We start from the raw sequence: 24,721 nt of genomic DNA on the forward strand, positions 1-24,721 counted from the left end.
TTTAAAAAGATTTTGCTTTTTAACTGGAAATATCTCCAATAAATTAAAGTCATCTCTCTAAAATATTAGTTTGAATCCATATTGAATATTCCATAATTTTACAAACAGATTTTGTAAATTAGCCAATAATTTTACAATAAACTGAGATATTATGGATTTAAACTTCAATAAAAACGAAGATCACAATAAATTGTTGCTTTCTGACTTACGTCGAAAATTTAAAATAGTAAAATTGGGAGGTGGTGAAAAACGCATCCAAAAATTGCATAACGAGGGCAAAATGACAGCTCGTGAACGAATTGATTTTTTACTAGATGCAGATGCTAAAAGTATTGAAATTGGTGCTTTTGTTGGCGACGGAATGTATGCGGAACATGGCGGCTGTCCTTCTGGTGGTGTAGTGATTAAAATTGGATACATTCAAGGAAAACAATGTATTGTTGTGGCTAATGATGCGACCGTAAAAGCAGGTGCTTGGTTTCCTATCACAGGGAAAAAGAACCTACGTGCGCAGGAAATTGCTATGGAAAATAGGTTGCCAATTATTTACTTGGTAGATAGTGCAGGTGTTTATTTGCCTTTGCAAGATGAAATTTTTCCAGACAAAGAACATTTTGGACGCATTTTTAGAAATAATGCCTTAATGAGCAGTATGGGAATTACTCAAATTGCTGCAGTTATGGGAAGCTGCGTTGCTGGTGGCGCCTATTTACCAATTATGAGCGACGAAGCATTAATTGTTGATAAAACAGGTAGTATTTTTTTAGCTGGAAGCTATTTGGTTAAAGCGGCTATTGGTGAATCAATCGACAATGAAACTTTGGGTGGAGCAGCGACACATTGTGAAATTTCAGGTGTTACCGACTACAAAGCCAAAGATGATGCTGATGCTTTAAATAAAATTAAAAATATTATATCTAAAATTGGCGATTACGATAAAGCAGGATACAACCGTGTGGCTTCTGAAAAACCACTTCTAAATCCGGAAGAAATGTACGGCGTTTTGCCTAAAGCTAGAAACGAACAATATGATATGATGGAAATTATCAAACGCTTAGTTGATAATTCTGAATTTGAAGCGTACAAAGAAGGCTACGGACAAACATTAATTACCGGTTATGCACGTATCGACGGTTGGGCAGTTGGAATTGTAGCAAATCAAAGAAAAGTAGTTAAAACGGCCAAAGGAGAAATGCAATTTGGCGGTGTAATTTATTCTGATAGTGCCGATAAAGCAACTCGTTTTATTGCCAATTGCAATCAAAAGAAAATTCCATTGGTATTTTTACAGGATGTAACCGGATTTATGGTTGGAAGTAAATCTGAACATGGCGGAATCATTAAAGATGGTGCTAAAATGGTCAATGCTGTTAGTAATTCTGTTGTACCCAAATTTACCGTAATTATAGGTAATTCTTATGGAGCAGGAAATTACGCTATGTGCGGAAAAGCATACGACCCTAGATTAATTTTTGCTTGGCCAAGTGCTGAACTTGCCGTTATGGGCGGAACACAAGCGGCCAAAGTACTGGCTCAAATTGAAGCCTCGTCGCTAAAAGCAAAAGGAGAAGTAGTCGATGAAGAAAAAGAAGCTGAATTGTTTGCGAAAATAAAAGCTAAATATGATGAACAAGTTTCTCCTTATTATGCTGCATCTAGACTTTGGACCGACGCAATTATCGACCCACTTGACACTCGTACTTGGATTTCTATGGGAATCGAGGCAGCCAACCATGCTCCTATTTTAAAACCTTTTAATATGGGCGTACTTCAGGTTTAAGTGTGAGTTAGTAAATTATTTATCTAATTATTTTTACATAAGAAAAAAAGACATATATATAAAAATCAACAACTTAGTAGCAGCTAATTGAAAGTCAATTGTCATGGAAAATGTAGAAAGAATGAATAAAGGGGCGAATGCGCGCACTTATTTGACTTTAGATTTATTTCAGATAGCTTTTGGAGTATTTTTGTTTTTGAAAGGAATCTCGCTTTTAACTAATGCATATTATGTACAAGATTTACTTTCGACAATTGATCATCATGGACGAGGAATGTTTTTAATGCATATATTGCTCAAGTACATATGATTGGCTGAATTATAAGTGCTTTTGGTTTACTAACTCGCTGAACAACTGCTGCTCAATTACCTACTATATTAGGTCCTGTGGTTGTAAATGTATTAGGAAATAGAACTTCAGAAAGTTTGATTGTATCACTAATAGCTTCTTTTACGTTAGCAGCAAAAATGCTGCTGATTACTATTTCAAAATGGAACAATAATTAAAATAGCAATAAAAATTTAAAAGAGACTTAAGGTCTCTTTTTTTATTAGCGATAATATGACATATATCATTTTAAAATTCCTTAAATCAAATTATTTTTGTTAGTCTAAATTTCAAGTAGTTATGAAAAACTCTCTCATTCAAAAATACAATGTTCCTGGTCCACGATACACAAGTTATCCAACAGTTCCTTATTGGAATGAATTAGATTTTAGCTATGACAAATGGATTGAGACCTTAAAAAAATCATTTATAGAGAGCAATTCGAAAGACGGAATCAGTTTATATATTCATCTTCCCTTCTGTGAAAGCATGTGTACTTTTTGCGGTTGCAACAAACGCATTACCAAAAATCATGAAGTGGAAGATCCCTATATCACAGCAGTGTTAAAAGAATGGGATTTGTATTGTGCTGTTTTAGAGGAAAAACCTATTATCAAAGAAATACATTTAGGTGGAGGAACACCTACTTTTTTTTCGCCAACTAATTTAGAAAATTTGCTGAATGGAATTTTTCTAAAAGCCGAAAAAGCACCCAATTACGAGTTTAGTTTTGAAGGTCACCCTAACAACACCACCTATGATCATTTAAAAACATTGTACGACTTAGGCTTTAGACGTGTTAGTTTTGGTGTGCAAGATTACTCGCACAAAGTACAAAAAGCAATCAACAGAATTCAGCCCTTTCATAATGTAGCTAAAGTTACCCTTTGGGCCAAAGAAATTGGGTATACATCCATCAGTCATGATTTGATTTTTGGTTTACCTTTTCAGGAATTAACGGATATTATTGATACAATCGAAAAAACAAAATCACTGCAGCCTGACCGATTGGCTTTTTATAGTTACGCGCATGTGCCTTGGATTAAAGGAAACGGCCAACGCGGCTTTAGTGATGAGAATGTTCCTAAAGACGATGAAAAACGAAAATTATACGAAACAGGTAAAAAGTTATTAGCCGATTTTGGATACGATGAAATCGGAATGGATCACTTTGCCTTGGCTTCGGATACTTTACATCAAGCAGCTAGAAACAAAGAAATGCACCGAAATTTTATGGGCTACAGCTCTTCTAAAACACAAGTAATGATTGGTTTAGGTGTTTCTTCCATTAGCGATTCTTGGTACAGTTTTGGTCAAAATGTAAAAACCATTGATGAATATTATAAAGTATTAGAAAGCGATTCAATTCCTATAATTAAGGGACATATTTTGAATGAAGAAGATCTAATTATTCGCAAGCACATTCTTAATTTAATGTGCAATTTAGAAACTTCTTGGGAAGGTACTGCTGAAAAAGTAACTGAAATACCAGAAATTATAGCACAATTAAAAGAAATGGAAGCCGACGGTTTAATTGAGATTGGTACTGAATCAATTGTAGTCAAAGAAGCTGGAAAAGCATTTGTGCGTAACGTATGTATGGCTTTTGATTTACATCTGAAAAGGAAAATGCCAGATACACAATTGTTTTCAATGACCATTTAAAAAAAGAAAAGCGACTAAGATAAGTGAAGTATTCATTTATCTTAGTCGCTTTTTAATTAGTATATTTTTTAAAACAGCGCGTTTTATTATTTACAGTTAGGAGTTTCTTGTAGAAATAAACTCATGTTTGAAGGCGATACATACGGAATTCCTAATCCTAATCCACGCAGTATAAATAAGATTCCGATCACTACACCGATGTACGGAATTGCTTTTTGTATTTTATTTCGAAAAGAAATAGATATAAATTCTTTAATGTAAACCACAGATGTCATTAACGGTATAGTTCCTAAACCAAACAAAATCATATACAAAGTTCCATAAGCGACGCTCTGCATAGCCATTGCGCCAAATAGAGCTACGTAAACCATGCCGCAAGGTAAAAATCCATTAAGCAATCCGATGGTAAATAACGAACGGTAGCTTTTATTTCTAAATTGACTACCTAATCGAGCTTTAATCTTAGAAATAAAACGATAAACAGGTTTTGAAAAATTGTACTTTGCCAAAGATCTTTCGGGAACTAAAATCACTACAATGATCGCGATTCCTATAAAAATAGATAGTTTTTGCTGAATTCCGGCGACAAATAGTCCCTTACCTACTAATCCAAAAACTAATCCAATTAGAGCATAAGCTGAAAGCCTGCCAATATGATAAGTTACAATTTGTAAGGCTTTTTTACTCTTATTTTGATGATCAACTGGCAACATCATAGCGATGGGACCACACATACCTAAACAATGAAAACTGCTTATCAGACCAAATATAAGTGCCGAATATAACATTGCATTTGTTTTTTAAAATACTGTATAGCTTCTTTAGTGAACGTAAATCTCTTCTTTTGTCAAGTATTTTTTACCTTCATACTCCCACTCCATGTTTACTTTCCAAACACCTTGAATTAGTTTTTGATCCGTAATTAACATAGTTGAGTTCTCTAATTTAATATCTGAGACAAAATCTAGTTTTTTATTGGATGCTCGATATAATGTAACAGTTCCTTTAATATGTTTCTCACTAAAGCTTTCAGGAAAACTAACTTTTACTCCAGCATCAGTCAAATTAATTTCTGGTCTTGTTTTCAAATCGTGAGCATTTTGCACTCGCTTCATTTCATCACTAAATCCCATATCATGTACATAATAATCTTCCACTACTAAATCATTGTCATACTTCGAATCTGATTGTACTTTTAATACAAAATACAAAATGAATGATATAAACAAAACAAAAGCAATCACGATTCCTGTTCCCCAATTAATTTTCATAGCTGTATATTTATTTTTTAATCTTGGTAAATGTAAACCTATCGCAGTCAACAATATAATTTTAAAAACCGTTTTGTAAAGTAACGATTACAAAACCAATTCTTTAATTAAAACTTCGGGGTCCTAAAAAGTTTGTAGTCGTAGTTTCAATTAATTGATCTCCATTGTAAACACCAATTTTTACTGTTGTTTTGTCACTTTCCAGTAAAGCCTGATTTATTTCAATAAACAAAGTTCCTTGTGACATTCCTTCTTTCTTAACAAAAAAATGTGTGTTTCCGACATTCTGAATTGTTCCTTTCTGATCAATTAGTTCAAAATGGATGTCGGTATAATTTTTCATTGTTTTGTTTATAATTTTATAAGTATAAATGTTACTAATATTTTCGCCTTTATGTTCAAACAACTGCCCTGGTAAACGCAGAACAAGAGCTTCCACATCATTTCTTAAAAATAAAGTTCCCACTAAAATTCCCATCAAAATTACCAACATCGCGGTATACCCCTTCATACGTGCAGTGAACTGAAAAGGCTCTTTTTTAACAATTTCATCTTCGGTCGCATATCGAATTAAGCCTTTTGGCAATCCAATACCTTCCATTATAACGTCACATTCGTCTATGCAAGCAGTACAATTGGTACATTCTAATTGTACCCCATCACGAATGTCAATTCCCATTGGGCAAACATGTACGCATTGTTTACAGTCAATACAATCTCCTTTCCCCGAGGCATCTCTATCTTCCTGCTTGTTGTATCGCGCACGTCCGACCTCTTTCTCCCCACGTACAAAATCGTACGCTACATTGATCGATTTATTATCCAATAATACACCTTGCATACGGCCGTAAGGACAAGCAATAATACATACTTGCTCTCTAAACCAAACAAAAATGAAATAGAAAACTCCAGTAAAAATAAGAAGTGCGACAAAATTGCTCCATTGGTCTACTGGACCTTGCTCAATCATTAAAAACAATTGATCACTACCCACTAAGTAAGCTAAGAACACATTTGCGATTACAAAAGAAATCAGAAAAAAGATAAACCACTTAAAGACTCTTTTCTTAATTTTTTCAGCGTTCCATTGTTGCTTTGCCAAACGTTTTTGCGCACCATGATCACCGTCTATCCAATATTCAACGCGTCGAAAAACAAGTTCTAGAAAAATGGTTTGAGGACAAATCCAACCACAGAATATACGGCCAAAAACAACTGTAAAAAGTATGACAAAAACAACACCGACCAGCATTGACAATACGAAGAGATAGAAATCTTGTGGCCAAAATGGAAAACCGAAAATATTAAAACGGCGCTCCATAATATTGAACAACATAAACTGATTGCCATTTATTTTTATAAATGGACAAATAATGAATATTGATAATAAGACATAACTAACCCATTTCCTATAATCGTAATATTTTCCCGATGGTTTTTTAGGAAAAATATACTTTCTCTTTCCCTCACTATCTAAAGTTCCAATGGTATCTCTAAACGCTTCGTCTGGCAAATTTGACATGGTATTAATTGTTTAACTGTTGCGCTTTTAAGCAACAACAGTTGTTGAATCATCAAAATTTCATTAGTGTTATTCTACCCAAACTTCTCCTTCTGGAGCTTTTGGATTTTCAGGATTGCTCCCTTTTAATGCTAAAATATAACTAGATACCTTTTGTATTTCTTTTGGTTTTAAAGTAGCTTTCCAAGCAATCATACCTTTACCATCACGTCCTCCGTTGGCAATAGTATGAAAAATTTCTTTTATTCCACCACCTAAAATCCAATGATCATCTGCAAGGTTTGGTCCAATTTGTCCACCTCCATCTGCTCTGTGACAAGCAGCACAATTGGCAGCAAAAAGAGCTTTACCAGCATCTATATCTGCAGGATCTGTAAGTGCTACAACTGTTTTTTCATCCATTAAATCTGGAGCAGTTTTCATATATTCTGCTACGTCAATTTTAGCTTGCGCTAATTCTATTCGCAATTCGTCTTCTTGATTATCAGCTCCTAAAAGCTCATATTGAATCATATATATGAAAGCAAAAATAACAGAAGCAATAAACAAATACGTCCACCAAGGTGGCAAGTTATTGTCTAACTCTTTAATTCCGTCGTAATCATGATGCATTAATAAACTAGCTTCATTTTCCATCGGCTCCGTTTTAGTTAAACGACGCATCAAGTTTTTATACCATTCCTTTTCGGTAAATGGAATACTATTATCGATTTCTAACTGCGCTTTTTGCTCCTCGCTAAGTAAAGCATAGGTAATTTGACTAATAGCTTTAACGGTAATTTCGATCGCAATTAATAAAAATAAGAATACTAATAAAAATAAACTTACCATCGGATATCTAATAAAAGCTGGCTGACTGCCTGAATCTATAAAATATTCCAATGCGCCAAAAACGACAAATAAAATGAGCGGTACTCTAACGTATACTGGGAATAATTTTTTCATTTTGAATTGTTTTTAATTATACAATTGGATTGTCGTTTAACGGAATTTGACTCATCTCCTCAATTTTTTCTTTCTTATAAGAGAAAACCCAAATACCAAGGCAAACAAAAAATATAAAGAAGATTAATAGTGAGAGAATCGGGAATATCTCTATTCCCGCAATTGTGTCCATGTTGTGTTTTACTTGTTCAAACATAATGTATTATTTTACGTTGTCTTTCACTTTAATATCAGTTCCCAATCGTTGCATGTAAGCAATCAACGCTACAATTTCTCTTTCGTTCATAGGAACGAATTTTTCTCCACGTGCAGCTGCTTTCTTCTTACTGTCTTCGTAACTAGCCACGTAATCGGGGTCATTTTCTAAATTTTTCTCGATTGCAATTGCTTGCGCTCTTAAATTAATAAGACCATTTTCAACTTCTTCTGGAGTGTATGGTACTCCAAGCGTAACCATGGCTCTCATTTTTCTTTGAGTTAAAGAAATATCCATTGGCTTGTTGTCAAACAACCATTTGTATCCTGGCATAATAGATCCAGCTGAAATACTTTGCGGATTCCAAAAGTGATTAAAGTGCCAGTTGTCGTTGTATTTTCCACCAACTCGCAGTAAATCTGGACCTGTACGTTTTGATCCCCATAAAAATGGATGGTCGTATACAAACTCTCCCGCTTTTGCTTGTGGTCCATAACGCTCAACTTCACTACGGAAAGGTCTAACTGATTGTGAGTGACAACCCACGCAACCTTCACGAATGTATAAATCTCGACCCTCTAATTCCAATGGAGAATATGGTTTTACACTCGCAATGGTTGGAATATTAGATTTAACCATAATCGTTGGTACGATTTGTATCACTCCTCCAATTAAAATAGCAATAGTTGCTAATATTGTTAATTGGATTGGTTTTCTTTCTAACCACGAATGGTATTTTTCACCTTTTAATCTATTACTACTAATTCTTTCTAAAGCTGGTGCTTCTGCCAATTCGTCTTCAACACGACTTCCTGCACGAACAGTTTGAATCACGTTATATACTAATACAAGCATACCGATTAAGTAAAATACTCCACCAATAGCACGCATCCAATACATTGGCATAATTTGCGTAACTGTTTCTAAGAAGTTTCCGTAGGTCAAAGTACCGTCTGGATTAAATTGTTTCCACATAGAAGCCTGTAAAAAACCTGCTACGTACATTGGAATTGTATACAATATAATTCCTAAAGTACCAATCCAAAAGTGGAAATTAGCCAATTTGATAGAGTGCAATGCTGTTTTAGTTAGTCGTGGAATCAACCAGTAGATCATACCGAAAGTCAAGAAACCATTCCAAGCTAAGGCACCAACGTGAACGTGTGCAATAATCCAATCTGTGTAGTGCGCAATAGCATTTACATTTTTAAAAGACAACATTGGTCCTTCAAAAGTAGCCATACCGTAACCAGTAATTGCTACTACATAAAATTTTAAAACAGGATCTACACGAACTTTATCCCAAGCACCTCTTAATGTCAATAATCCGTTGATCATACCTCCCCACGAAGGAGCTAATAGCATAATTGAAAAAGCAACTCCTAAATTTTGCGCCCAGTTTGGCAAAGCAGAATACAACAAATGGTGTGGTCCTGCCCAGATATAAATAAAAATTAAAGACCAAAAGTGAATAATTGATAAGCGATAAGAGTACACAGGTCGATTGGCAGCTTTAGGAACATAATAGTACATTAATCCTAAAAACGGAGTCGTTAAGAAAAACGCAACAGCATTATGTCCATACCACCATTGCACCAATGCATCTTGTACACCTGCGTAAATCGAATAACTTTTCATTGCTGAAACAGGCAATTCAAGGTTATTAAAGATATGTAAAACAGCAACAGTTACAAAAGTTGCAAGGTAAAACCAAATTGCTACATACAAGTGACGCTCTCTACGACGCATCATTGTACCAATCATATTGATACCCATTACTACCCAAATAACAGTAATTGCGATATCGATAGGCCACTCTAGTTCTGCGTATTCTTTACTAGAACTGTGTCCTAATGGTAAACTAATTGCAGCAGCAACAATAATTAACTGCCATCCCCAGAAATGTAATTTACTTAAAAAATCACTGTACATTCTGGCTTTTAGTAAACGCTGCATAGAATAGTACATTCCGGCAAAAAAGGCGTTTCCTACAAAGGCAAATATTATTGCATTGGTGTGTAACGGTCTTAACCTACCATAACTTAACCACGCTATACCATCGGTAAGATTTGGGAAAAGGTATAAAAAAGCGAGTGTAAGACCAACTAACATTCCCACTACACCAAACACTATTGTGGCGTAGAGGAAGTTTTTTACAATTTTGTTGTCGTAATAAAATTGTTGCATTTCCATAATTAGATTTGTTTTTCTTCTGTTGTTTGTATTTTATTTTTTGGGTTGGGTTTTAGTTCATCGTCAAAAAGCATTCTGACAGAAGGTGTGTAATCATCATCGTATTGCCCAGATCGCACTGCAACTATAAAGGCTATAAAGAAGCCAATTGCAATAATAATACTAACAATAATTAATAAATAAATAACGCTCATGACTTAGTGAATTGAGTGAACAAAGTTACTTTTTGGAATTCTTTTAAAATATGACAATTATCATAATGACCTATTCCGATAAAAATAGAAAATATAATTGACTGAACAAATTTTACTTATTTTAAATTGACTTTAGCGTAGTAATTACTCATTAAAGTAACAAAAGAAACTATAGTCACCGTACTTAGAGGCATAATAATGGCTGCGACCAGAGGCAAGAGATTACCCGTGACGGCAAATGAAAGACCAACAACATTATATAAAAGTGAAATCACGAAACTCATCTTTATAATTTTTGTTGCATTATGAGAAAGGTTTAAGTAGTTGTTGAGATTCTTAAACTGACCAGCATCTAAAATGGCATCACAAGCTGGCGAAAAGACATTCACATTCTCAGAAATCGAAATTCCCACATTGCTTTGCGCCAAAGCTCCAGCATCATTTAAACCATCGCCGACCATCATTACGTTCTTACCATTTTCTTGAAGTGATTTAATAAAATCTAATTTTTGTTCAGGTTTCTGGTTAAAAATCAATTGCGTTCCTTTAGGCAAAAGTTGCTCTAATGTTTCCGTTTCGCCGGAATTATCTCCTGATAAAACTTTAAGTTCGTACTTCTCACTTAATGTAGTAAATAAGTCAGATAATCCATCTCGATATTGATTGTTAAAAATATACTTACCATAATAAGTATCGTTTATCTGAATATGTAAGGTAGTTTGAAACGAGTTGTTTTCTGTACTACTGTGAACAAATTCAGCAGAACCCAACTTAAATGTAAATTCTTCAGTTGAAGCTAAAATTCCTTTTCCAGTTATTTCTTCAAAAGAAACCAATTTTATTCGATTCACTTCCGGCAAATAATCATATAACATTCGACTTATCGGATGGTTTGATGCTTGCACAACATTCTTAATTAACTCGATTTGATCGTTTGAAAGCGGAGTTCCTTCGTACGCAATATTCGATTTTTTATTTGTCGTAATCGTTCCTGTTTTGTCAAAAACTATAGTATCTACTTTTGCTAATTGCTCGATAACCAAGGCGTTCTTTAAATAAAATTGTCTTTTCCCCAGAATTCTAAGAATATTTCCAAAGGTAAATGGAGCTGTCAGCGCCAGCGCACAAGGACAAGCCACGATTAAAACAGCAGTAAAAACATTAAAAGCGGTATTGGCATCAATAAATATCCAATATCCAAAACTGACAAAAGCGATAATTAATAATATTGGCGTAAAATAGCGACTAATTTGATCCGTCAATGTTTTATGTTTGCGCTCGACATCTTTCTGAAAAATTGCATTTCCCCACAATTGTGTTAAGTAACTTTGTGACACAGAATGCAATACTTCCATTTCGACTGCTTTTCCAATTTGTTTTCCTCCAGCAAAAACTTTATCGCCTGATTTTTTTGTAATAGGAACTGCTTCACCTGTCACAAAACTATAATCAACTGCGGCGCTTTCACTAATTAAAATACCATCTACCGGAATTAGCTCTTGATTTCGAATTAACAAACGATCGCCTTTTACGATATCATATATAGGTATACTTTCTTCTTTTTGATTTTCCGACACTTTGGTAACAGCAATTGGAAAATAAGATTTAAAGTCTCTTTCGAAACTTAAGAAGCTGTAGGTTTTAATTTGAAACATTTTTCCGAGTAGCATAAAAAACACTAAGCCTGTTAAACTATCAAAAAAACCAGAGCCGTAACCCATAACAAAATCAAAAGTACTGCGCACAAACATTACAATGATTCCTAAAGCAATAGGAATATCAATATTCAGCATTCTTGATCTAATGCTTTTGTATGCCGATACGTAATAGCCACTCGCCGAATATAAAAAACTAGGCAAACTCAAGCTAAAAATTAATACTCTAAAAAAAGGTTTATAATTGTCTAGCCAAAATTCTTTAACTTCAAAGTATTCTGGAAATGACAAAAGCATAATATTTCCAAAACAGAAAAAAGCAACACCTAATTTATAGATCAAAACGCGATCTACATCCTTAGCTCCTGTTTCGTAATTATCTAAACTTATGTAAGGTTCATAGCCAATTGCACCCAAAAGATATACAATTTCCTTTAGTTTTAGATTGGTTGAGTTGAATGTAATTCGAACTGTTTTCTTTGGGAAATTAACTTGAGAAGAAGTAATTCCTGGTTGCAACCGATTCAGGTTCTCTAAAATCCAAATACAAGAACTACAATGAATGTGCGGGATATTTAATGATACAATTGCAATGTTTTCTTCTTGAAATTCAAGTAATTTTGAAACAATCGTTTCATTATCCAAAAAGTCATACTTACCTTGAATATCCAGCGGAGTTGCTCCTGGCGCATTCTCAAAATCATAGTAAGAGCCTAAATCGTTTACGCTAAAAATTTCGTACACTGTTTTACAACCGTTGCAACAAAAACTCTTGTCATCAAAAACAATAAGATCATTTTTTGGAATTATTAATCCACAATGAAAACAATTCAGACTATTCATAAATTGAAATACTTTTTACGCTGCAAATTTCGAAATTTGGCTTTAAACTTTACATGATATTTGTCACAAAGCTCCGAATTTAAAACTGATATAATAAATATAAAGTACACAATTTTAGTTAAAAACATTTAACTCAATTTAAAGTGATTATATTATTCTTTCATCTTTATTATCCGTAAATTTGCAGCTAATTTTTCCACCAACAAATGAATAAATGTGATCAATGTATTGTTAGACAATTAACCTCTTTAAAGGCTTTGACCAAAGAAGAAGTTATTCAGTTAGCCAATAGTAAAAAAACATTGACGATAAAAAAAGGAGAAGCGCTTTTTGAGGAAGGCGAAGTAACCAATGGTGTCTTTTGTGTGAAAAATGGTGTTGGAAAATTATCTAAATTAAGCGCAAATGGAAAAGACCAAATTGTAAAATTGGTTAAATCTGGCGAATTGCTCGGACAACGCTCTATGATTAGTAACGAGCCCGCTAATTTGAGTGCCAAGGCAATTTCTGACATGGAAGTGTGTTACATTCCGAAAAAAGAAATGTTGGGATTTTTTAATACTAACAATCAATTTTCTATGAGTTTGATGCAAACTATTTGCGAAGACTTAAAAGAATCAGAAAACGATAAAGTTGCCATGGCGCAAAAAACGGTTAAAGAACGTTTGGCTCAAACTCTATTATATTTACAAGATAACTTTGGCTTAGAAACCGACCAGTCGCTAAGCATTCAGCTTTCACGCGATGAGTTAGCAAGCATTATTGGTACGGCAACTGAAAGTTGTATTCGTTTGTTGTCTGATTTTAAAAAGCAAGGATTAATTGAAATTGCTGGTAAAAAAATAATCATCAAAAATAGCCGTGAACTTCAAAAAATGGCAGAATAATTTTAAACTTATATATTCATAAAAAACGCAGCATCTCAATTGATACTGCGTTTTTTTATAATTAAAATTTTGATTTATTTTTGAGTCAAATAATTCAAAACGTTGGTATTAATTCTTTGTTCGATATTAGCAATATCTGCTTTTACGAATTTTTCGCCTAATATTTTTTCGTATAATTCAATGTACCGTTCAGAAACGGTTTCAATGTAAGCATCGGTCATGTCCGGAATTACTTGACCTTCTTTCCCTTGAAAACCATTTTCAATTAACCAACGACGCACAAATTCTTTGGAAAGTTGCTTTTGTTCTTCGTTATTATTTTGTCTTTCTTGATATCCTTCAGAATAAAAATAACGAGACGAATCGGGTGTATGAATTTCATCAATTAAAACAATTACACCTTCTTTTGTTTTTCCAAACTCATATTTAGTATCTACTAAAATTAAACCTCGACTAGCGGCAATTTCTGTTCCTCTTTGAAATAGTGCTCTTGTATATTTTTCTAAAATCACATAATCTTCTTCAGAAACAATTCCGGTAGATAAAATTGCTTCGCGCGAAATATCAGCATCATGTTCACCATTGTCAGCCTTTGTTGTTGGCGTAATAATAGCATCTGGAAATTTATCATTTTCTTTTAATCCTTCTGGCATTGCGACACCACAAATAGTTCTTTTCCCTTCAGCATACTCACGCGCAGCATGACCCGAAAGATACCCTCTAATCACCATTTCGACTTTAAAAGGAGTACACAAATGACCAACAGCTACACTTGGATCTGGAGTAGCAATCAACCAATTCGGAACAATATCCTGCGTTAATTCCATGAATTTAGTTGCAATTTGATTCAAAATTTGACCCTTATATGGAATTCCTTTTGGCAAAACAACATCAAAAGCAGATAGTCTGTCGGTTGCGACCATAACCAGCAGTTCGTCATTAATATTATAAACTTCTCTAACTTTTCCTCGGTAAACCGATTTTTGATTTGGAAAATTAAAATCAGTAGTGGTGATTGTATTACTCATTAGTATCGTTGTGTTTGTTTTTTGTATGCAAATTTAAAACTATTTCGTAGAGTTACATCATGAAAAATACAGTTGCGATTAATAAAAGTGATAAATTTTTGATTTAAAAAAAATAAAAATAAAAAAACCTCAAAATTATAGGTTTTGAGGTTTTAAAAATTTATATATCTTTCAGTTTTCTAAAAAATTCTTGATCATCAATTGGCAATCGTTTCAGAAACTGCTACCAAATTTTTAAAAAGATACTGCGCCACACCGTCGTCTGCATTTGTACCGATTATGGTTAACTGTGGCAAAACATCTTTAAAACTTTGAGGAGCATTTCCCATAATAAGTCCTACCCCGGTTGAAGACAACATCTGTAAATCATTAAAACCATCTCCAAATGCCATAGCTTCCTGCATTGTAAACCCTTCTTTCTCAAGAACTCTTTCAATTGCAAATCGCTTGTCAACCGACTTATCCATAAACTCTAAACAAGTTGGCAAACTGAAAGCATGATGCAATGAATCGGCGCCTTTAGCTATAATAGTGTCTTTTAAATGAATTAACTTTTCATGGTTTTCATGCGAAAAGAAAATTTTAATTGCGGTAAAATCATCTAATTGTTTGTAGTCAACTAATTCAGGGAGATACTTTAATTCCGTCTGAAAACTGTTTATCTTTTCGTTAACTCTATTGGTCTGCCAGCTATTTTCTTTGAAAAGAACAACAGTAATCTCTGGATCAATATCTACATCTAAAGCTGCTTTTACCACATCACTTTCTAAATTAAAAGAATACAGTTCGTCTCGATTTGGAGCATGAATTCGAGCTCCGTTAGAACTAACCAAGTAAATAGGAATATTTAAAGTATCCAGAATTGCCATAGCATCCATATGATGGCGACCCGTGGCAACAATAATTAAATAGCCTTTGTCGTGTAATTCTTTGAAATTTTTTTTGGTGTAATCAGAAATTTTATGTTCTTGATTTAGTAAGGTCCCGTCTAAATCACTTATTATTACTTTTATCTTGCTAAAATCGGTAGTCATAAATTTATATCAAATTGAATGGCAAAATTACAAAATTGCTTTTCCATTAACAAAGAATAACTGTTTTTCAATCTTAAAAAAGCAAAGTTTTACTATTTGATTAACAAAACTTTACAGATTGATGCAACAAAAAACATTCGCTGCAAAAACTCTTACCAGAATCCTTTACAGCGAATGTTAGTGCAATTTTACGATTAAGTTTAATCGTTATTTTCGATTTGTTTGTAGGCATCAATCACTTTTTTCACCAAACGATGGCGAACAATGTCTTTATCATCCAAATAAATTAAACCAATTCCCTCTACATCTTTAAGAACCAGTAACGCTTCTTTAAGTCCAGAAATTGTTCGACGCGGCAAATCGACTTGACCTGGATCTCCAGTAATCATGAACTTGGCATTTTTGCCCATACGTGTCAAGAACATTTTCATTTGCGAATGAGTTGTATTCTGCGCTTCATCCAAAATTACAAAGGCATTGTCTAGCGTTCGACCACGCATAAATGCTAATGGAGCGATTTGAATAACACCTTTTAAAATATAATCTTCCAATTTTTCATTGGGCAACATATCTCGCAAAGCATCATAAAGTGGTTGCATGTACGGATCTAATTTTTCTTTCATATCACCTGGTAAAAATCCAAGATTTTCTCCTGCTTCTACCGCTGGGCGAGTTAAAATGATACGTTTTACTTGTTTTTCTTTTAAGGCTTTTACCGCCATGGCAACTCCAGTATACGTTTTACCAGTTCCTGCTGGTCCCACAGCAAATACCATATCGTTAGTATTAATGGTATCTACTAACAACTGCTGGTTGGGCGTCATCGCTTTAATCAGCTTACCTCCTACACCATGTACCAATACTTTGTCGTGGTCAAATGCTTTTTTATCTTCCCGACCATCGCTCATAATTACGCGTTCAATTACGTTGTCGTCAATGGTGTTGTATCGGGTAAAATGCAACATCAATCGTTGAAATCGTTTTTCGAATTCGTCTAAAACATCCTTTTCGCCAAAAGCTTTCAAAGTTGTACCTCTTGCTACAATCTTCAGCTTTGGATAGTACTTTTTTATAATTTCAAGATGAGAGTCTTGAGCGCCCCAGAATTCTTTTGGAGCGATGTCTATGAGCTCGATTATTCTTTCGTTCAAATGAGGTAGTTTTAAATTAAAATAAAATCTTTTTAAAAATTAGCGTGCTGTCGGGTATCTTTACTCCAAATATGGAATTTGTTTTTCGATTAATGCATTTTTGCAAACCTATTTATTAGCTTTGCATTTCTCAAATTTAATAAAAATTCGATTTAAATACTACCAATAGTTATAAACAAAATGATGTCAATAATTACGCTCACTACCGATTATGGCTTAAAAGACCACTTTGTTGGCGCATTAAAAGGGAAGATTATTTCCGAGCTTAATGAGGCCAAAATTATCGACATTTCCCACGACATCGATCCCTTCAATGCCATGGAAACTTGTTATATAATTGGTGCTTCTTACCTGAGCTTTCCCAAAGGAACCGTTCATTTAATTGGTGTCGACATCGAAAAAAACAAAGAAAATCAGCACATTGCTATGCAATGGAACGATCACTTTTTTATCTGCGCCGATAATGGTATCTTGAGTATGCTCACGCAAAAAATTACGCCGCAAAAAATTGTAACTATTAACATTCACGATCGTTTTCCGGTTGATTTTACCGATTTGGATATTTTCGTAAAAGTAGCTTGCCACTTAGCAAAGGGTGGTTCACTTAATGTTATTGGCAAAGACATTCAAAATATTAAAGAAATTACCGAATTGCAATCGGTAGTGGGCAATGATGGCAACAGCTTAAAAGGATGTGTCATTTATATTGATCATTTAGGAAACGTAGTCACCAATATTTCTAAAAAGCAATTTATCGAAGTGGCTAAAGGACGTAGTTATGAAATTGTGATGAAACCAAGAAGCATTAAGACAATATTACCCAATTATTCGGCAATTGCTTCGTCAAATAAATATCCGATAAAAACTTATGAAGGCGAAAAACTAGCCATTTTTAATGAAGCAGGCTTTCTCGAAATCGCTATTTTTAGAAGTAATCCTGCCACTGTTGGATCGGCAAATAGTTTGTTAGGACTAAATTACAGAGACCCAATTATAATTCAGTTTTCGAATTAATTTTCATTAAAATAAAATACATTTGCAACCCAATTGAATACAAATAATTATGCTGGTACGTATTGTAAAAATGAGTTTTGAAGAAGAAAAAATACCTGATTTTCTTGCAAATTTCGAATCAGTTAAAGAAAAAATTAGAAACGCACCTGGCAACTGTTTTTTAGAATTGTACCAAGACAAAAACAACAAAAATATCTTTTTTACATACAGCTATTGGGAAACTGAAGCTGACTTAGAAAACTACAGACAGTCTGAACTTTTTAAATCAGTTTGGAGCTTTACCAAAAAACTATTCAACGAGAAGCCCGAAGCGTGGAGTGTTGATAAATTAGTTAGTTTAACATAGTTTTGATTTTCTAAATTCAAAACAAATCAACGATTAAAAAATAATAAATGAAATCAATCATTTTAAGAGAGATAAAATCTTTTTTCGGCTCGCCCATTGGCTATTTAGTTATAGGCTTGTTTTTAATAAGCAACGGATTATTTTTATGGGTTTTTGAAGGAGACTATAACATTTTAAATTCTGGATTTGCCGATATGAATCCGTTTTTCTCCTTAGCACCTTGGATTTTAATTTTTCTAATTCCTGCCGTTACGATGCGCAGTTTTTCGGATGAAAAAAAACAAGGTACTATTGAACTTTTATTGACAAAACCTTTGTCTATTTGGCAAATTGTAAATGGTAAATTTTTAGGTTCATTTTTATTAATTGTAATCGCGATTATTCCAACGTTTATATATGTGAAAGTAATTTCAGATTTAGGAATGCCCGAAGGAAATATTGATATGGGAAGTACAATTGGTTCTTATTTCGGGCTTTTGTTTTTGATCGCAGCTTATTCTTCCATCGGAATATTCACCTCTACTTTATCTGAAAATCAAATCGTAGCTTTTATTATTTCGGTATTTCTGTGCTTCTTTCTCTTTTTTGGATTTGATGGATTAGCAAGCGTTATCTCTGGTTTGTCACAACCTATTGCAGCTATCGGAATGCAGGATCATTATAAGAGCATGAGCCGAGGTGTGATTGATTCTCGTGATGTAATTTATTTTGCAAGCATTGCCATATTGTTTCTTTCGTTGACCGTTTTTCAATTAAAATCATTTAAAAAGTAATGAGAGCTTCTTCCAAAAAAAATATCGAATCATTACTTATTGTGATTGCAATTTTAATCGCACTAAATTTTGCTGGTTCTTATGTTTTTCATCGTTTTGATTTAACAAAAGACAAGCGCTATACTTTATCAGAAACTTCATTAAAAATTATCGACCAAGTTAGAAATCCGCTTTCGATAAAAATATACATGCAAGGTGATCTACCACCAGAATTCCGTCGATTACAACTGGAAACCAAACAACTACTAGAAGAATTTCAAGCGTACAATCGTAGTATTGTGTTTGAATTTGTAGATCCTTTAGAAAACGAAAAAGAAAGTCAAGATTTAATTAAAGAACTGTATCGCAAAGGTTTAACTCCTGTAAACATTACAGTAGATGATAAAGGTAAACAGTCGCAAGCCATGGTTTTTCCGTGGGCAATTGCGGTTTACAATGGCAAAGAGGTAAATATTCCTTTACTTAAAAATATGATGGGCGCTTCAACTACACAAAAAGTAATTGGTTCCGTTCAACATTTAGAATATTCTATTGCTGATGCGATTTATAAACTTAGTACCGAAAAACAGAAAAAAGTAGCCATCATCAAGGGAAACGGTGAACTTCGAGAAATTTATATGGCGAAGTTTTTAATGCAAATTCGTGAAAGCTATCACATTGGTCCTTTTACATTAGATTCAGTTGCTAAAGAACCAAATGGAACTTTAAAAGCGCTAAAGGACTACGATTTAGCGATTATTGCTAAACCAACAGAAGCTTTTAGCGACGAAGAGAAGCAAGTTGTAGATCAGTTTATCATGAGTGGCGGAAAAACGCTTTGGCTTATTGACCAAGTAACTGCCGAAATGGATAGCTTGTACAATAATTCGGGGGCGACATTGGCTTTTCCTAAAGACTTAAATTTGAACGACATGTTCTTTAAATACGGATTTAGAATTACGCCCGATTTAGTAAAAGACGAACAAGGTAGCCCTATCAAATTAGCGACTGGTGAACAAGGAAGCGCAACCCAGTACCAAGATTTCAACTGGAAATTCGCTCCTCAAATTTATCCAACAACGCCACATCCAATTGTAAAAAATTTGGGCGGTATTAAGTTCGATTTTGCTAATCCGATTGATACTTTAAAAAACGGAATCAAGAAAACAGTCTTACTGCAATCATCTCAATATTCTAAAAAAGTAGGAACACCATCCGAAATAAATCTAAATATCGTTGCCGAAGAAACTTCGCCAAATCATTACATTAATACTGGTAATTTACCAATGGCAGTTTTATTGGAAGGCAACTTTAAATCGGTTTATGAAAATAGAGTTCTACCATTTGTAGAAAGTGAATTTCTGAAAGAAGGAAAATCAACAAAAATGATTGTGATTTCAGATGGAGATATCATCAAAAATCAATTGGATAAAGACGGAATGCCAGTAGAATTAGGTTACGATCAGCGCTCTGGTAATTTATACGACAACAAAGATTTTGTGATTAATTGCGTCAATTATCTGCTAGATGATACGGGACTTATTAACATTCGAAGTAAAGATCTCGATTTGCCATTATTCGATAAACAGAAAGTTTACGAAAACTATACGCAAACGCAAATCCTAACTATCGGGCTTCCAATCGCTATTTTAGGGCTTTTCGGACTTCTGTTTACCTTTCTTCGTAAAAGAAAATATGCACGGTAAGTGTTAATAAAAAATTTTCGATACTAGGATTGTTTACGATATATTTGTAACCTATCTTAGTTCGGCAAAAAGAAACTAAATATAGTTAAATATTAAAATACAACAGATGAAATTTATAGTATCGAGTTCGTACTTATTAAAACAATTACAAGTTCTAGGTAGTGTTATTAATAGCAATAACACCTTACCTATTTTAGATAATTTTTTATTTGAATTAGATAACGACTCTTTGACCGTCTCGGCATCTGATTTAGAAACAACCATGTCTGCTACTTTATCCATTGATTCTACAAGTCAAGGAAATGTTGCCGTTCCTGCCAAATTATTACTGGAAATTTTAAAAACATTTCCAGAACAACCCTTAACTTTTACTGTCGAAGAAAATAATACAGTAGAAATTAGTTCTAATTCAGGTAAGTATGCTTTAGCGTACGCAGCTGGCGAAGAATTTCCAAAAGCAGTAAGTTTAGAAGATCCATCGGTAACTCTTGTTCCTGCTGATGTTTTAGCCACTGCAGTAAGCAAAACAATCTTTGCTGCTGGTAATGATGATTTGCGCCCGGTAATGTCGGGAGTGTTTTTTCAGTTTTCACCAGAAGGATTAACTTTTGTAGCTACCGATGCTCATAAATTAGTAAAATATGCACGTACGGATGTAAAAGCATCTCAAGTAGCCGATTTTATAATGCCTAAGAAACCATTAAATATTTTAAAAAGTATTTTAGGAACTTCGGATGCAGAAGTAAAAATTGAGTACAATGATTCGAATGCTACTTTCTCATTCGATAATTATATTTTAATGTGCCGTTTAATTGATGGAAAATATCCAAATTACGAAGCAGTAATCCCGAAAGAGAATCCAAACAAATTGATGATCGATCGTTCACTTTTCTTAAGCTCAGTGAAACGTGTCGCCATTTTCTCAAACAAAACTACGCACCAAATTCGTTTAAAAATAGCGGGTGCAGAATTAAATGTTTCTGCTGAAGATATTGATTATTCTAACAAAGCCGAAGAACGTTTGACTTGTGATTACCAAGGCGATGACATGCAAATTGGCTTTAACTCGCGTTTCTTAACAGAAATGTTGACCAACCTACAATCAGACATGATTATGTTGGAAATGTCTTTACCAAACAGAGCTGGTATTTTGACTCCTGTAGATGGCTTAGAAGAGGGAGAAACAGTTACTATGCTTGTTATGCCTGTGATGCTGAACAGTTAACATTAAATACTTTTTTTGTTAAATTTGATTCTTTGTAAATGAATTAAAAGCTGTACTATTGTAAAAAATAGCTATTAACCAACCAATTTTTATATGTTGAAGCCGCAAATTCTTTTGAATTTGCGGCTTTTTACTTTTAACAGAATCATTTGAATTTCTAAAAACGCTATGTACTTTTTTTTGAGTATTTTTATGGTATGAAAATAGAAATTTGGTCCGACATTGTTTGTCCGTTTTGTTATATCGGAAAAAGACATTTAGAAGCAGCTCTACTGCAATTTCCTGCTGAAGATTTTGAAATTGAATGGAAGAGCTTTCAATTGAATCCCAATACACAACCCCAACCAGGAAAAGACGTTTACACCTATCTCGCTGAACAAAAGGGAATTTCGGTTGCCGAATCTAAAGCAATGCACCAAAATGTAGTGGATCGCGCAGCAGAAGTTGGTCTAGACTATCATTTTGAAAAAGCAATTGTTACAAATTCGCTAAATATGCATCGTATTTTGCATTTAGCTAAGAAAAAAAAATTAGGAGACCAAATGAAAGAGCTATTTCTAAAATCATATTTCATGGATGGAAAAGATTTGAATGACGCTCTTATACTTTTAGATTTGGCGATGCAAGTGGGTTTAGATCAAAAAGAAGTTGAAGAGGTATTACAAAACTCCAATTTATTTTTAAACGAGGTACAAACCGATATTGAAGAAGCAAGAGAAATTGGTGTACAAGGTGTTCCCTTTTTTGTTTTTGATCGAAAGTATGCGGTTTCGGGTGCGCAACCTGTTGATGCATTTGTAAAAACTATTCAGGAAGTTATTCAAAACGATAAAAAATAAAGAGATACAGTTATGAAATCACGAAATTATTCAATCACCTACCGAATTTTACATTGGGCAATTGCAATTTGCTTTCTAATGCTTCTTTTCACTATATTTTTAAGGTCAACTTGGCTTAACAAACACAATGTAGCCGCCATCATCCAGAATTTTATGGCGGATAACAATCAAACATTGACCGACGAACAATCAATTCAGCTCGCAAAAAAAATAAGAAAACCAATGTGGGATTGGCACATTTACATTGGTTATGCCCTAGTCGGACTGTATGCGATTCGTTTATTGGTTCCGTTTTTAGGGCAAATGAAATTTACCAATCCAATGTCGAGAGAATTTACTTTTAAAGAAAAATTTCAATATTGGAGTTACATTGTATTCTATGTATGTGTGTCGGTTTCTTTAACTACCGGTTTATTAATGATGTTTGGCCCACAGAACCTAGCTGGACCTGCAGAAAACATTCACGTTTTATCGATCTATTATTTACTCGCTTTTATCGTAATCCATTTGTTTGGTGTCTTCGGCGCCGAATTAACAACGCAACGTGGCTTAATTTCTAAAATTATAAGTGGCGGTAAGAAATAAATTTATTCTTTAATATATAAATTCTTCAGCAGCAGTTGAAGAATTTATATATTTTTCAAGTATGACTTTATATTGAATGTAGCTTCCGAAATCAAGATGCTTGTCAAATCCCAAAATTAAAGTTTCGTGATCTTCTTTAAATAAAATAGCTAATTTTTCGGCTAGTTCTTTTTTTTCTATTGCAATTCCATTAATCAAAATAGCATTGTTTTTTCTAAAATAAACAGTAGCGTTAGTTGTAGGTCGCTCCATTTTATAATACACATACGTGAATGGAATAAATGCTAAATTTTTTCCAATTGAATCGGCATATGAGTAGTAATTCTCTGCTTTTTCATTTTTATGTGCTTTTTCCTTCCGTTTCTTTTCTTGCAGTTTAATTACCTCGGGAATAGCTAGTGCTAAAGGTAAGCGTTTGTCGATGTTTACTAACCAGTTGGTAGAAATTATACTGTTTTTGCGATTTACATCTGCAATGGTATCAGTTCCTTCCATTTTAAAAAATATATAAATTGGCGAATGATCGACTACTTCAGTTACAACAGATCGATCTGATTTTGGCAATAGAACGTCTTTTTTATTTCCACAAGAAAACAAAAACCCGAAAGTTAAGGCAAGTACTATTTTCTTCATATAATTATTTTTAATCCTATATTTTTATAATTGACTACTATTTTTGTAAAAGATTGTGATCCACTGATCATTTTAAAATTGATTCATTTTCTGAATGAGTTGAATGCTTTGAACTGCTTCTTTAACATCATGAACTCGTAAAATCGAAGCACCTTTGTTCAAAGCAATTGCATTTAAAACGGTTGTTCCGTTTAAAGATTCTTCTGTTTTAATACCTAATTCTTTATAGATCATTGACTTTCTAGAAATACCTATTAATATTGGTAGCTCTAGCATGGAGAATACGTCTAATTTTTGAAAAACTTCGTAATTTTGATCTAACGTTTTTGCAAAGCCAAAGCCTGGATCGATAATCAAATCGTTAATACCTAGACTTCGAGCCAATTTTACTTTCTCAGAAAAGTATAACAACATTTCTTTTACAATATCACTATAGTTTGTTTTTTGCTGCATTGTATTTGGCGTACCTCGCATGTGCATCATGATGTACGGAACTTTATAGTTCGCAATCGTTTCGAGCATATTTGGATCTAAGTTTCCAGCAGAAATATCATTGATCATCGCCGCACCATTATCAATACCCAATGCGGCAACTTTGGCACGAAACGTATCAACAGATATTAATGTTTCTGGAAAATGTTTTAAAATCAATTGCATCACCGGAACAATACGGTCAATTTCTTCTTGTTCAGAAACAAACTCTGCATTGGGTTTGCTAGAATACGCCCCAACATCAATAAAATTTGCTCCTTCCAAAAGCATTTTCTCAACTTGCTTTACCATCGCAGCTTCAGTATCATACTTTCCTCCGTCAAAAAAAGAATTGGGAGATACATTTAAAATTCCCATTACTTTCGGAATTGTTAAGTCAATGAGTTGTCCTTTGCAGTTAATTGTCATTCTAATTGTAGTTTAAAGTGCTTTTTAAA

Annotated in this window: 23 protein-coding genes; 10 read left to right on the top strand and 13 right to left on the bottom strand. The window is 33.7% G+C overall.

Going from position 1 to position 24,721, the window contains the following annotated elements:
- Positions 1–151: 151 nt before the first annotated feature.
- Entirely contained in the window at positions 152–1,780 is a 1,629-nt protein-coding gene (locus tag AP058_RS06105; RefSeq protein ID WP_066307901.1) for an acyl-CoA carboxylase subunit beta, read from the top strand.
- 628 nt (positions 1,781–2,408) lie between these two features.
- On the top strand, positions 2,409–3,773 hold the full coding sequence (gene hemN, locus AP058_RS06115) for an oxygen-independent coproporphyrinogen III oxidase (protein WP_066307904.1): 1,365 nt from the start codon (positions 2,409–2,411) through the stop codon (positions 3,771–3,773).
- Between the two features lie 86 nt (positions 3,774–3,859).
- On the opposite strand, the gene AP058_RS06120 is transcribed toward hemN, so the two are convergent.
- From AP058_RS06120 to AP058_RS06155, 8 genes are all read right to left on the bottom strand, one after another.
- Positions 3,860–4,561 carry a sulfite exporter TauE/SafE family protein gene (locus AP058_RS06120; protein ID WP_066307906.1) on the bottom strand — a complete coding sequence of 234 codons (702 nt, stop codon included), beginning with the start codon at positions 4,559–4,561 and terminating at the stop codon, positions 3,860–3,862.
- Positions 4,562–4,594: 33 nt separating this feature from the next.
- Positions 4,595–5,044, bottom strand: coding sequence for a FixH family protein (locus AP058_RS06125; RefSeq protein ID WP_066308297.1), 450 nt, complete (start codon positions 5,042–5,044; stop codon positions 4,595–4,597).
- A 103-nt stretch (positions 5,045–5,147) separates the two neighbouring features.
- Positions 5,148–6,566, bottom strand: coding sequence for a cytochrome c oxidase accessory protein CcoG (gene ccoG / locus AP058_RS06130; RefSeq protein ID WP_066307908.1), 1,419 nt, complete (start codon positions 6,564–6,566; stop codon positions 5,148–5,150).
- Positions 6,567–6,635: 69 nt separating this feature from the next.
- Positions 6,636–7,511, bottom strand: coding sequence for a cbb3-type cytochrome c oxidase N-terminal domain-containing protein (locus AP058_RS06135; protein ID WP_066307914.1), 876 nt, complete (start codon positions 7,509–7,511; stop codon positions 6,636–6,638).
- 16 nt (positions 7,512–7,527) lie between these two features.
- Positions 7,528–7,707: a cbb3-type cytochrome c oxidase subunit 3 gene (locus AP058_RS06140; RefSeq protein WP_066307915.1), complete on the bottom strand. Its 180-nt coding sequence runs from the start codon at positions 7,705–7,707 to the stop codon at positions 7,528–7,530.
- 6 nt (positions 7,708–7,713) lie between these two features.
- A complete protein-coding gene (gene ccoN, locus AP058_RS06145; protein ID WP_066307916.1) occupies positions 7,714–9,900 on the bottom strand; it encodes a cytochrome-c oxidase, cbb3-type subunit I in 2,187 nt (728 codons plus the stop codon).
- Between the two features lie 2 nt (positions 9,901–9,902).
- Positions 9,903–10,094 (bottom strand): cbb3-type cytochrome oxidase assembly protein CcoS, encoded by a 192-nt coding sequence (ccoS, locus tag AP058_RS06150; RefSeq protein ID WP_066307919.1) that lies wholly within the window; start codon positions 10,092–10,094, stop codon positions 9,903–9,905.
- A gap of 116 nt (positions 10,095–10,210) precedes the next feature.
- Positions 10,211–12,592 (bottom strand): heavy metal translocating P-type ATPase metal-binding domain-containing protein, encoded by a 2,382-nt coding sequence (locus AP058_RS06155; RefSeq protein ID WP_066307922.1) that lies wholly within the window; start codon positions 12,590–12,592, stop codon positions 10,211–10,213.
- A gap of 206 nt (positions 12,593–12,798) precedes the next feature.
- Here AP058_RS06155 and AP058_RS06160 point away from each other — a divergent pair, with 206 nt between their 5' ends.
- Positions 12,799–13,479 (top strand): Crp/Fnr family transcriptional regulator, encoded by a 681-nt coding sequence (locus AP058_RS06160; RefSeq protein ID WP_066307924.1) that lies wholly within the window; start codon positions 12,799–12,801, stop codon positions 13,477–13,479.
- Between the two features lie 74 nt (positions 13,480–13,553).
- Here the strand turns inward: AP058_RS06160 and AP058_RS06165 are convergent, their stop codons facing one another.
- The 3 genes from AP058_RS06165 to AP058_RS06175 all read right to left on the bottom strand — a co-directional run bounded on the left by AP058_RS06165 (position 13,554) and on the right by AP058_RS06175 (position 16,692).
- Positions 13,554–14,507, bottom strand: a complete 954-nt coding sequence (locus AP058_RS06165) for a phosphoribosylaminoimidazolesuccinocarboxamide synthase (protein ID WP_066307927.1) — start codon at positions 14,505–14,507, stop codon at positions 13,554–13,556.
- A gap of 197 nt (positions 14,508–14,704) precedes the next feature.
- The gene (locus AP058_RS06170) at positions 14,705–15,541 is read right to left on the bottom strand and encodes a Cof-type HAD-IIB family hydrolase (RefSeq protein WP_066307930.1); all 837 of its coding nucleotides are present in this window, start codon (positions 15,539–15,541) and stop codon (positions 14,705–14,707) included.
- Between the two features lie 200 nt (positions 15,542–15,741).
- The gene (locus tag AP058_RS06175; protein ID WP_066307938.1) at positions 15,742–16,692 is read right to left on the bottom strand and encodes a PhoH family protein; all 951 of its coding nucleotides are present in this window, start codon (positions 16,690–16,692) and stop codon (positions 15,742–15,744) included.
- Between the two features lie 183 nt (positions 16,693–16,875).
- Between AP058_RS06175 and AP058_RS06180 the strand changes: the two genes are divergently transcribed.
- The 7 genes from AP058_RS06180 (at position 16,876) to AP058_RS06210 (ending at position 23,159) form a co-directional block, all read left to right on the top strand.
- Entirely contained in the window at positions 16,876–17,706 is an 831-nt protein-coding gene (locus AP058_RS06180) for an S-adenosyl-l-methionine hydroxide adenosyltransferase family protein (RefSeq protein WP_066307940.1), read from the top strand.
- 49 nt (positions 17,707–17,755) lie between these two features.
- Positions 17,756–18,052, top strand: a complete 297-nt coding sequence (locus tag AP058_RS06185) for a putative quinol monooxygenase (RefSeq protein ID WP_066307943.1) — start codon at positions 17,756–17,758, stop codon at positions 18,050–18,052.
- Positions 18,053–18,099: 47 nt separating this feature from the next.
- Entirely contained in the window at positions 18,100–18,825 is a 726-nt protein-coding gene (gldF, locus tag AP058_RS06190) for a gliding motility-associated ABC transporter permease subunit GldF (RefSeq protein WP_066307946.1), read from the top strand.
- Positions 18,825–20,510 (top strand): gliding motility-associated ABC transporter substrate-binding protein GldG, encoded by a 1,686-nt coding sequence (gene gldG / locus AP058_RS06195; protein ID WP_066307948.1) that lies wholly within the window; start codon positions 18,825–18,827, stop codon positions 20,508–20,510. Before gldF ends, gldG begins: the two co-directional genes overlap by 1 nt.
- A 106-nt stretch (positions 20,511–20,616) precedes the next feature.
- The gene (gene dnaN, locus AP058_RS06200) at positions 20,617–21,735 is read left to right on the top strand and encodes a DNA polymerase III subunit beta (RefSeq protein ID WP_066307953.1); all 1,119 of its coding nucleotides are present in this window, start codon (positions 20,617–20,619) and stop codon (positions 21,733–21,735) included.
- 197 nt (positions 21,736–21,932) lie between these two features.
- A complete protein-coding gene (locus AP058_RS06205; RefSeq protein ID WP_066307954.1) occupies positions 21,933–22,574 on the top strand; it encodes a DsbA family protein in 642 nt (213 codons plus the stop codon).
- Between the two features lie 12 nt (positions 22,575–22,586).
- Positions 22,587–23,159, top strand: a complete 573-nt coding sequence (locus AP058_RS06210) for a cytochrome b/b6 domain-containing protein (RefSeq protein WP_066307956.1) — start codon at positions 22,587–22,589, stop codon at positions 23,157–23,159.
- A 9-nt stretch (positions 23,160–23,168) separates the two neighbouring features.
- On the opposite strand, the gene AP058_RS06215 is transcribed toward AP058_RS06210, so the two are convergent.
- Together AP058_RS06215 and folP are read right to left on the bottom strand one after the other, a co-directional pair.
- On the bottom strand, positions 23,169–23,792 hold the full coding sequence (locus AP058_RS06215; RefSeq protein WP_066307959.1) for a hypothetical protein: 624 nt from the start codon (positions 23,790–23,792) through the stop codon (positions 23,169–23,171).
- Positions 23,793–23,864: 72 nt separating this feature from the next.
- Positions 23,865–24,692: a dihydropteroate synthase gene (gene folP / locus AP058_RS06220; RefSeq protein ID WP_066307962.1), complete on the bottom strand. Its 828-nt coding sequence runs from the start codon at positions 24,690–24,692 to the stop codon at positions 23,865–23,867.
- Positions 24,693–24,721 lie beyond the last annotated feature (29 nt).

Source organism: Flavobacterium sp. TAB 87, from assembly GCF_001529295.1.
Classification (GTDB): Bacteria; Bacteroidota; Bacteroidia; order Flavobacteriales; family Flavobacteriaceae; genus Flavobacterium.

Bases quoted from the DNA above. Each gene is read 5' to 3' on its own strand.
- AP058_RS06105 (WP_066307901.1), top strand. From the start codon at position 152: ATGGATTTAAACTTCAATAAAAACGAAGATCACAATAAATTGTTGCTT.
- hemN (WP_066307904.1), top strand. From the start codon at position 2,409: ATGAAAAACTCTCTCATTCAAAAATACAATGTTCCTGGTCCACGATAC.
- AP058_RS06120 (WP_066307906.1), bottom strand. From the start codon at position 4,561: ATGTTATATTCGGCACTTATATTTGGTCTGATAAGCAGTTTTCATTGT.
- AP058_RS06125 (WP_066308297.1), bottom strand. From the start codon at position 5,044: ATGAAAATTAATTGGGGAACAGGAATCGTGATTGCTTTTGTTTTGTTT.
- ccoG (WP_066307908.1), bottom strand. From the start codon at position 6,566: ATGTCAAATTTGCCAGACGAAGCGTTTAGAGATACCATTGGAACTTTA.
- AP058_RS06135 (WP_066307914.1), bottom strand. From the start codon at position 7,511: ATGAAAAAATTATTCCCAGTATACGTTAGAGTACCGCTCATTTTATTT.
- AP058_RS06140 (WP_066307915.1), bottom strand. From the start codon at position 7,707: ATGTTTGAACAAGTAAAACACAACATGGACACAATTGCGGGAATAGAG.
- ccoN (WP_066307916.1), bottom strand. From the start codon at position 9,900: ATGGAAATGCAACAATTTTATTACGACAACAAAATTGTAAAAAACTTC.
- ccoS (WP_066307919.1), bottom strand. From the start codon at position 10,094: ATGAGCGTTATTTATTTATTAATTATTGTTAGTATTATTATTGCAATT.
- AP058_RS06155 (WP_066307922.1), bottom strand. From the start codon at position 12,592: ATGAATAGTCTGAATTGTTTTCATTGTGGATTAATAATTCCAAAAAAT.
- AP058_RS06160 (WP_066307924.1), top strand. From the start codon at position 12,799: ATGAATAAATGTGATCAATGTATTGTTAGACAATTAACCTCTTTAAAG.
- AP058_RS06165 (WP_066307927.1), bottom strand. From the start codon at position 14,507: ATGAGTAATACAATCACCACTACTGATTTTAATTTTCCAAATCAAAAA.
- AP058_RS06170 (WP_066307930.1), bottom strand. From the start codon at position 15,541: ATGACTACCGATTTTAGCAAGATAAAAGTAATAATAAGTGATTTAGAC.
- AP058_RS06180 (WP_066307940.1), top strand. From the start codon at position 16,876: ATGTCAATAATTACGCTCACTACCGATTATGGCTTAAAAGACCACTTT.
- AP058_RS06185 (WP_066307943.1), top strand. From the start codon at position 17,756: ATGCTGGTACGTATTGTAAAAATGAGTTTTGAAGAAGAAAAAATACCT.
- gldF (WP_066307946.1), top strand. From the start codon at position 18,100: ATGAAATCAATCATTTTAAGAGAGATAAAATCTTTTTTCGGCTCGCCC.
- gldG (WP_066307948.1), top strand. From the start codon at position 18,825: ATGAGAGCTTCTTCCAAAAAAAATATCGAATCATTACTTATTGTGATT.
- dnaN (WP_066307953.1), top strand. From the start codon at position 20,617: ATGAAATTTATAGTATCGAGTTCGTACTTATTAAAACAATTACAAGTT.
- AP058_RS06205 (WP_066307954.1), top strand. From the start codon at position 21,933: ATGAAAATAGAAATTTGGTCCGACATTGTTTGTCCGTTTTGTTATATC.
- AP058_RS06210 (WP_066307956.1), top strand. From the start codon at position 22,587: ATGAAATCACGAAATTATTCAATCACCTACCGAATTTTACATTGGGCA.
- AP058_RS06215 (WP_066307959.1), bottom strand. From the start codon at position 23,792: ATGAAGAAAATAGTACTTGCCTTAACTTTCGGGTTTTTGTTTTCTTGT.
- folP (WP_066307962.1), bottom strand. From the start codon at position 24,692: ATGACAATTAACTGCAAAGGACAACTCATTGACTTAACAATTCCGAAA.